We start from the raw sequence: 7,720 nt of genomic DNA, 5'->3' as shown, positions 1-7,720 counted from the left end.
GCATGAATTGCAATATCCATTAAAAGGAGGTTGCTGCCATGTTTGTGTAGTTAGGGAAATATCCTGCTGTACATCAAAATCGGATTTCTGATAACAGCAAGGAGCAATTTCTACAGGATGGCAAACAGTTGTAGAGCATCCGCTGGCATCGGTTACTGTTAATCCTATCTGATAAATTCCTGGACCGCTACTGGTTGAAAAATAAGAATGAGTAGGATTTAGTATTATAGAAGAGTTGTTCGGACCAGAAGCAGGGTCACCGAAATCCCAATGAATTGTGAATGGCGATACGCCTATAATCGTGCTCGTAAATTGAACAAGATTCAAGGAAGATAAACAATGAACACCGTTATCAGCAGCAAAACTTATTGTTGGTCCTTGTACATTGACCGTAGTGGTACCAGAATTAGAAGTGCATCCGCCAGGACCTTTGAAGGTAACCGTATAAACAGTGGGACTTTGCGGACTAACAGTCGGAGTAAAACTTGTAGATGTAAATCCCGCAGGAGTAGAAGTCCAACTTGCAGTAACGCCTAATGCCTGTAATTGCTGCCAGCAAGGCGATGAAATAAGTTGCACAGAAGAACCGCTGCAAATTGTTACATTAGTTATAAATGTTGGATCAAAAGGTATTAAACTAACCCCATCAACAAACCAATTGTATACTGTTTTAGATGTCCCGCCACGCGGGAAAAAAAATAAATCCAAGTAAGGATAATTTACTTTAAAACAAAATATTTTTTGTGTCCATGTTTTATTGTTTACATAATTATTTCCAATTGTTGGTCCAACAATTTCCTGATAATTAGCGGGAATATTTTCACATTGCTGCCCGGATGGAATTCCGGCATTAACCGATAAGTTTCCTATTCCTACAAAAGCATCTATAGATTCCGGCATCATATTTTGGTCACAACAGTTAACGCGATCGTAATAAGACAAAATATAATTCCTACTTTGAACATTTATTGGAACATACATAGCATCGCTTATATGAGCAGGATTAGAGTTACAAACTCCAATCATTGTACCTAATACAGCGTACGATGGTGATAATGGGGGTGGAGGGGGATTATTAATAGTATTAATACTAGGTGAACCCCATCCGTCCTTCCAGCAACAAACATCGCAAGAATAAAAAGGATTTTGTCCGCTAGGGGGAGTAAAGTTATTTGTAAAATCTCCATTAGCAATTAACTCGCAAGTAGAAGTGGAACAATTTACAGAATTGCAATTATTACTACTACATGGACCAGCACTGCTTACATGAAATTTATTGCTGAGATTACTTATACAAAAAGAAAATGAAGAATTCAAAAGAGTAGTTTTCAGGCGTAATAAATAGTTAGCACCGGGTGTAAAAGGAATTGAATCAAATGAAGATTTAAATTCACTAGTATTACCATGATTCGCAATACATGAGAAGAAAAAATACTCATTGCAGTTTCCTTTAAAAATAAATAACGTATCATTTCCAATCTGTGCATTATTATCTCTAACAGAAATTTCTACCTGTTCAGAATCAGGAATAAATTTTAGCCATAGTTCATTATCGGAAGTTATCTGATTATTCGCGCAGGTATCTTTATTTCCCAAATCAATGGCGCACCCGCACGTGCTGCCGAAAGAAATTAATTGTTTACTTATGATGCCGAGCGTATCTGCGGGAGCAATCATGTTCACGCTGTCGGCACTCAGCAGACGGGCGTTTTTTAGAAAGCAATCCGTCATGCACGAAATAGTTCCGCTGCAAAGAATAGTTCCGCAAATACGCGCGCTGTCGAGAATCTGAACGGATGAATCGGCATTGAAAAAAATGTTTTCCGCGCGCACGCTTCCGCTTAAAACAAGTTGCGCATCAAAGGTGAGCGAGCCGTTTATGTTAAAAATAAATTTGGCGGTGGAATCGCCTGTGAGAATAATCTGGTCTTGCATGGTGAGCGAAGAAGGAAAAGAATAAGTTCCCGCTGTGTAAGTGGTGTTGCTCACGTTGGTTTGCGAAATGGTCTGCGCCTGCTTGTTAAAAAATGCCTGTTGTATTTTCTGCAAACTATCAAGCGCGGTTGAAAGCACGCAAACGCTGCCGGTAACCGTGCCGCCTGCTTTTACGGTGGAATCAACCGTTCCCACTGCGCCCACGTTTCCGTTCACATCGGTGGTTTGAACTGATGTAACCGATGAGCCGGAAAGAATGCTGAACGATTGCAGGTTGGCGGAAAGGGTTTGCGCTTTACATCCCCCTGCACCCCCTTCAAGAAGGGGGAAAATGCCGAGAGAAAAAATCAGAGAGAGAGAGAACTTGCCTGCCGCAGGCAGGAGCGCTCTCAGCACGAACGTCCCGATTTTTTCGGGATACAGAGCCATAAATTTGTTGTTCATGAAACATTTTGTTTGGTTGATGTTTCGATTTCGCGTTTCAGAACAAACTGCAACGAGCCATTGAAAAAACAAAGGTAAAAATTTATTTTGCAAAAGCAAATAATGGAGGAAATACGGAATAAGGTATAGGTATAAATGGAAAGCAAAATTCCATTTTGTTAATTGCCGGTGAAAAAAACCGCACTGTTTCTCATTTATAAATGAGAAGATATTTGTCCTTCGCAAGATTCCATGTGCTTTTTTATTTAGTCATTTGCCGAAATAATTTTTTGATGCTTCTGTTTTCCGATATATCTAAAAAAATGCAACTGCACCTGCAAGCGCTCCGTCATAAAAATGGAATCAAGCAGCAATTCGCAACTCACAAACTGGGCATTAATGTGGGAGAATCTGAAACAAAAGAAACGAACCCAACACTCAATACGCTCGTTAATACCTGCAACCTTTACAATGTTTCATCACTTTCAGAATTTTTTTTGCCCTTGAACATCCCGGATATGATTTTAAGGAAGTGCTCCAAATCATAGAAGAAAGGCAGGAACTGAAAAAAATAACTTTTGAACCCGAATACAACCAAACCAAACAGAAAAATAAAAATAGTTTCTAAACCATAAAAACCAACAACACAAATGAAAAAAATCAGTATGAAAGCCAGCGATTATGCACGGCTCATTATCCTGCTGGCGGCTGCAAGCAAAAAGAACCTTCCAAAAATCATTTTATCGCTCGAAACCGATAAAATGGATACGCCCACCTTAGTGAGCAATGCCAAAGGCATTAAACTGACAGGCGACCCCGATGCCACCGCCCCGCCAGTGGCAGACGGCACCCTGCATTCGCAAGCCGATACCCTTTTGACTATTCACACTAACCGCCAGACCAAGCCGCCCACAGCTACGGCAGACGATGAAATAAAACAGCGCAATATTGTAGAACGTTCTTATAAAAAAGACGGGCTGTATGTGCAGGGCGTGTGCAACGATGTGGCGGTGGCGCAGGGCGATGTAACGGCAGGCGAAGCGGTGGCGCTGCGAATCGGCTATAAACTCAAAAAGAAGAGCGCTGCCCATCCGCGCGATTTTGAATCGCTGCCTTCAGAAAAAGGAAGTTTTCATGTGCGCGTGAAATCGGCAGGCGCAGGGCACATGGTATATGTATATGAATATGGCATTACCACGGCAGAAAATTTGCTGCCCGCTTTGTGGGAAAAGCCCATTGCCATTTCGGTTACCGAACTAATCATGAAGGGGTTTGCCAGCGGAACTGTGGTGGCTGTTCGTTACACGGTGGTGCTTCCGCCAGCACATACTAAAAAGACCAATGCTAAATTAAGCGCCACCACTGCCATGAACGCCACCAAATTTTCTATCAGCAAAGCGAAAAAAGTTACCTCCACCCACGGCACCGACCCGTATCAATGGAGCAATATACTCTATATACGAATCGGATAAAGACGGGGCTGCTTCGGTTCAATGCAACGCTCCATTGATTGCACAGCTGGCTCCATGGGTTGAATGCAGGGCTGCATGTGTTGAATCCATGGCTGCAAGGATTAAACGGATGGGTGCAAGGGTTGCATGGATGGCTCCATCGGTTGAACAGATGGCTCCGGGGATTCAATGGATGGCTCCATTGGTTGCACACACGGCTCCATGGATTGAACAGATGGCTGCAAGGGTTGCATGGATGGCTCCGGGCAATAAAGGCATGGCTGCATGGGTTGAATTCCTTTCTTTCAGCACTTTCGCAAAACGGTGTCATTCCGAGCGAAGCGAGGAATCTCCTTTGTGCCAAACATACGAGATTTCTCCCTCTGGTCGAAATGACAATACTCACAAAACTTTTGCGTAAGTCCTATCTTTACAACTTGAAATAAATGGTATGCTCTTCGCCTTCGCCCGGCTTATGCTTGTTTTTCTTTTTGAAGAGGTGAAAGCGCGGGAAAATATGTTTGCGCACTTTCTTTTCGTTGGGCGCTTCGGGCGCAGTGTGCTCTTTCTTTTTTCTTTTTTCCGGCTTGGGCTGCTTATGCTCTTTTTCCACAGGCGATTCGTCTTTCTTCGGCATGTAGGTTTTTCCTTTCTTGCGCTTCACCGGCTTGTTTTTTTCTTCGTTCACTTCAAACTTGCTGTTGCTCTTCGTGCGCTTTGTATGCTTGCCGAAATGAAGGTGCGGAACTTTGAGCATGAAATGAAAATCTGCTCCGCGCAGATTTTTTTTCGTAATGAGCGGAAGCAAATCGGCTGTGCCGGCAATGAGGGGACCAATGCGCACGGTTGCGCCTGCGCGCACGGCAGTATATTTATTATAGGAAACCGGAAAATAAACTCCAAGCCATTTCCAATCCCAGCGCGGGGTAATGCTGAAGCAGGTTACTTCATGAATTTTTGATTCCCACCGCTTGAACTGAAAGGCATAATTGAACGTGGAGTTCACATAGATATTTCTGCCGGCATAATAATCGCCCTGCGCGCTGATGAGTGTGGGCAACTGCATGCGGTATTTTTTATCGTTCTCTTTTATTTCATAAGCGGCTTTTATGGAATCGCCCAATGAAGCAATGTTGCTAATGTTCACTGTCTTGTTGAAATCGGGTTGAAAGTCGCGCACGTTATCGGGCTTCCTGAATTTTATCCAGCCCAAATCCTGAATGGAGAATCCTAATTTATATTTGTATTCGTGCTGCATGGGAGAGGTCTTGCCTTCCGATTTCAGGCGCGTGTGCACAGTGGTGAGCGGATGAAATTCATAGGTGGCGCCTGCATCGAGCGCGAAGGCGGGTTTTCCTCCCGTGCTTAATTTGAAACCCTGCGATGTGTTGGAGAGATTGGGTGAATAGCCCCAGTGCACGAGCGAACTTTCCAGTGAAATGCTGTCGCCCGAGGTGCTGTCGTTGTGAAAATATTTATAGTTCACTTCTTTTGTGAACAAATAGGCGGAATAAAATCCCTGCAAATATTTTAACCGCCCCGCCACATTCAGCCGCTCGTTGGAACTTTCGCGGATGGTTTTTCCATAGGTGATTCCGTATTCATTCCACACCATTGCCTGCGCGCTGATGTATTTTGCAGAACGGTCCTGCTGAAAAAAAGTGCTGTCTTCTCCGTTGTTCATCGCGTAGGTTCCCAGTTCGGCAGGAATGCCGTCAATGTTTGCGTAGATTCTGCTGCGGCAGGTGAATGCAAAAGCGTCTTTATGTTTCGAGCGGATGAACATGAACGAAGGAAGCATGAGATTTACTCCGGCAAAAACAGAAATGGTTTTCGCGCGGGTTGTTTTCAGGTCTGTATTATTATCGAAGTCGCCCGTGTTACTTGACATAAGAATTTTTCTTCCGCCTTTGGTTATGCCTAAAAAATTATTTGCCACCTCCGCATTAATGCCGATGATGGTTACATCCCATTTGCGCGGGCTGCCCACAATGCTTGCCGGGTTCACATCAATGCCGTTCACACCTGCAAAAGCGCTGTTGGCAATGCCGAGATAATGCTGAGCCGAAGCAGAATTAAAAATTAAAAATGAAAAATTAAAAATGAAAATAGAGAAAAGATTTTTCATCTACAGAAGCTTACTGGAAATTAAATTCACAAACTCTTCTCTTGTTTTGGGATTGTCGAGAAATTCTCCGGTGAAAGCGGAAGTGGTGGCAACCGAATTTTGTTTTTGCACTCCGCGCATGAGCATGCATAAATGTTTTGCTTCAATGACCACTGCAACGCCCAGCGGCTTTAATGTTTCCTGAATGCAGTCGCGGATTTGAGTGGTGAGCCGTTCCTGCACCTGCAATCTTCTGGCGAAGGCATCCACTACTCTTGGAATTTTACTCAAGCCCACAATTTTTCCATTCGGAATATACGCGATGTGTGCCTTGCCGAAAAAAGGAAGCAGGTGATGTTCGCAGAGAGAATAAATTTCTATGTCCTTCACCAGCACCATTTGCTTGTAATCATCTTTGAATAAAGCTGCGCGCAAAATTTCTGCCGGGTCAATGTCATATCCGTGCGTAAGAAACTGCAATGCCTTTGCCACGCGCTCGGGAGTTTTTTTCAAACCATCGCGGTTCACGTCTTCGCCAATATCTTTCAGAATGGCGGAATATTTTTGAGAAATATCTTTGAGCATGCGCGGATTGTAAATATCCTTGCGCGCGTATCCTTCCAGTTCATCATCCTCGTAATCAATTTTCTTTTTTGCCATGTTCAGTTGCCAAAATATTCCACGTAATTGTTTTCTGTTTCCTGAATTTTCACGCAATGAAGTTCGCAGCCGAGTTGTTGAATGGGCGCTTCAATCTGCTTCCATATTTCCACTGCTAAATTTTCTGTCGTAGCAAGTTTTCCTTTCATGAAATCAACATCGAGGTTTACATTCTTATGGTCGAGTTTGGAAATTATTTTTTCGCGCACGATGTTGCTTATGTCCGTGAGGTTGGTTACAAAACTTGTTTCGGAATTTTGCTCGCCCTTCACCGTTACCCATAATTGATAGTTATGCCCGTGCCAGTTGGGATTGGCGCATTTGCCGAACACTTCCGCGTTTTTTTCTTTTGACCAGTCCTCGCGATATAATTTATGCGCTGCTGAAAATTGCTCCCTGCGTGTAATGAAAACCATATCTGTAAAATGAGTTGCAAATATAAAAAACTACAATGGATGCAAACGGATTCTTTCGGATTCAACCAGATAAACATCCTTATATTTGAGCGATGAAAATTCTTATTGTATCGGCAACGAAAAAGGAAATTGCTTCTTTGCTGAGAATAAGCGATAAAAAAACAGGAGATAGTTTTTTTACTTCTTCTTTTGGAAAACATACGCTCGATTTTCTGATTACCGGAGTTGGAATGACTTCCACCGCCTTTCATTTAGGGAAACTTTTATCAAACAAGAAATACGATTTGGCAATCAATGCCGGCATAGCGGGAAGTTTCAGAAAAAATATTCCACCGGGAACTGTGGTGAATGTTACCGAAGATTGTTTTGCTGATTTCGGAGCGGAGGACGGAGAAAAATTTCTTACAGCGGAAGAAATCAAGTTGGTTCAAAGTTCAAAGTTCAAAGTTTCCCGAAGGGACTCCTTCGGAGCAAGTTCAAAGTTTAAAAACAAAACATTGAATAAACTTCCGAAAGCAAAAGCAATTACAGTGAATACGGTTCATGGAAATGCTTCTTCCATAAAAAAAGTGGTAAAGAAATTCAATCCCGATATTGAAAGCATGGAAGGCGCAGCATTTTTTCTTGCCTGCATGGAGGAAAAAATTCCGTGCATTCAGGTAAGAGCCATTTCAAATTATGTGGAGAATTCAAAATAAGAAACTATGTGTATGTTGTCATTTCGACCG

General features: G+C 42.8%; 7 protein-coding genes. 3 read left to right on the top strand and 4 right to left on the bottom strand.

Features of this window, described 5'->3' with window-relative positions:
* Positions 1–2,379, bottom strand: a 2,379-nt coding sequence (locus tag HY063_06280; GenBank protein ID MBI3501384.1) for a DUF3494 domain-containing protein, incomplete at its 3' end; no start/stop codon positions are given.
* Positions 2,380–3,008: 629 nt separating this feature from the next.
* On the opposite strand from HY063_06280, the gene HY063_06275 reads away from it, so the two are divergent.
* Positions 3,009–3,830, top strand: a complete 822-nt coding sequence (locus HY063_06275; GenBank protein ID MBI3501383.1) for a hypothetical protein — start codon at positions 3,009–3,011, stop codon at positions 3,828–3,830.
* 88 nt (positions 3,831–3,918) lie between these two features.
* Positions 3,919–4,230: a hypothetical protein gene (locus tag HY063_06270; GenBank protein ID MBI3501382.1), complete on the top strand. Its 312-nt coding sequence runs from the start codon at positions 3,919–3,921 to the stop codon at positions 4,228–4,230.
* 9 nt (positions 4,231–4,239) lie between these two features.
* Here HY063_06270 and HY063_06265 read toward each other — a convergent pair whose 3' ends face one another.
* Genes HY063_06265 through HY063_06255 form a run of 3 tightly spaced genes read right to left on the bottom strand, consistent with a single transcriptional unit; the run spans position 4,240 to position 6,992 of the window.
* A complete protein-coding gene (locus tag HY063_06265; GenBank protein ID MBI3501381.1) occupies positions 4,240–5,937 on the bottom strand; it encodes a hypothetical protein in 1,698 nt (565 codons plus the stop codon).
* Complete coding sequence (gene folE / locus HY063_06260; protein ID MBI3501380.1) at positions 5,938–6,576, bottom strand: GTP cyclohydrolase I FolE; 639 nt, start codon at positions 6,574–6,576, stop codon at positions 5,938–5,940.
* 2 nt (positions 6,577–6,578) lie between these two features.
* Positions 6,579–6,992, bottom strand: a complete 414-nt coding sequence (locus HY063_06255) for a 6-carboxytetrahydropterin synthase (GenBank protein ID MBI3501379.1) — start codon at positions 6,990–6,992, stop codon at positions 6,579–6,581.
* A 92-nt stretch (positions 6,993–7,084) separates the two neighbouring features.
* Between HY063_06255 and mqnB the strand changes: the two genes are divergently transcribed.
* Positions 7,085–7,690 carry a futalosine hydrolase gene (mqnB, locus tag HY063_06250; protein ID MBI3501378.1) on the top strand — a complete coding sequence of 202 codons (606 nt, stop codon included), beginning with the start codon at positions 7,085–7,087 and terminating at the stop codon, positions 7,688–7,690.
* The last annotated feature ends 30 nt before the right edge of the window (positions 7,691–7,720 follow it).

Source organism: Bacteroidota bacterium, from assembly GCA_016195025.1.
Classification (GTDB): domain Bacteria; phylum Bacteroidota; class Bacteroidia; order Palsa-948; family Palsa-948; genus Palsa-948.
Note: the sequence above shows the minus strand (reverse complement) of the source record. Positions and strands in the feature narration are given on the sequence as shown.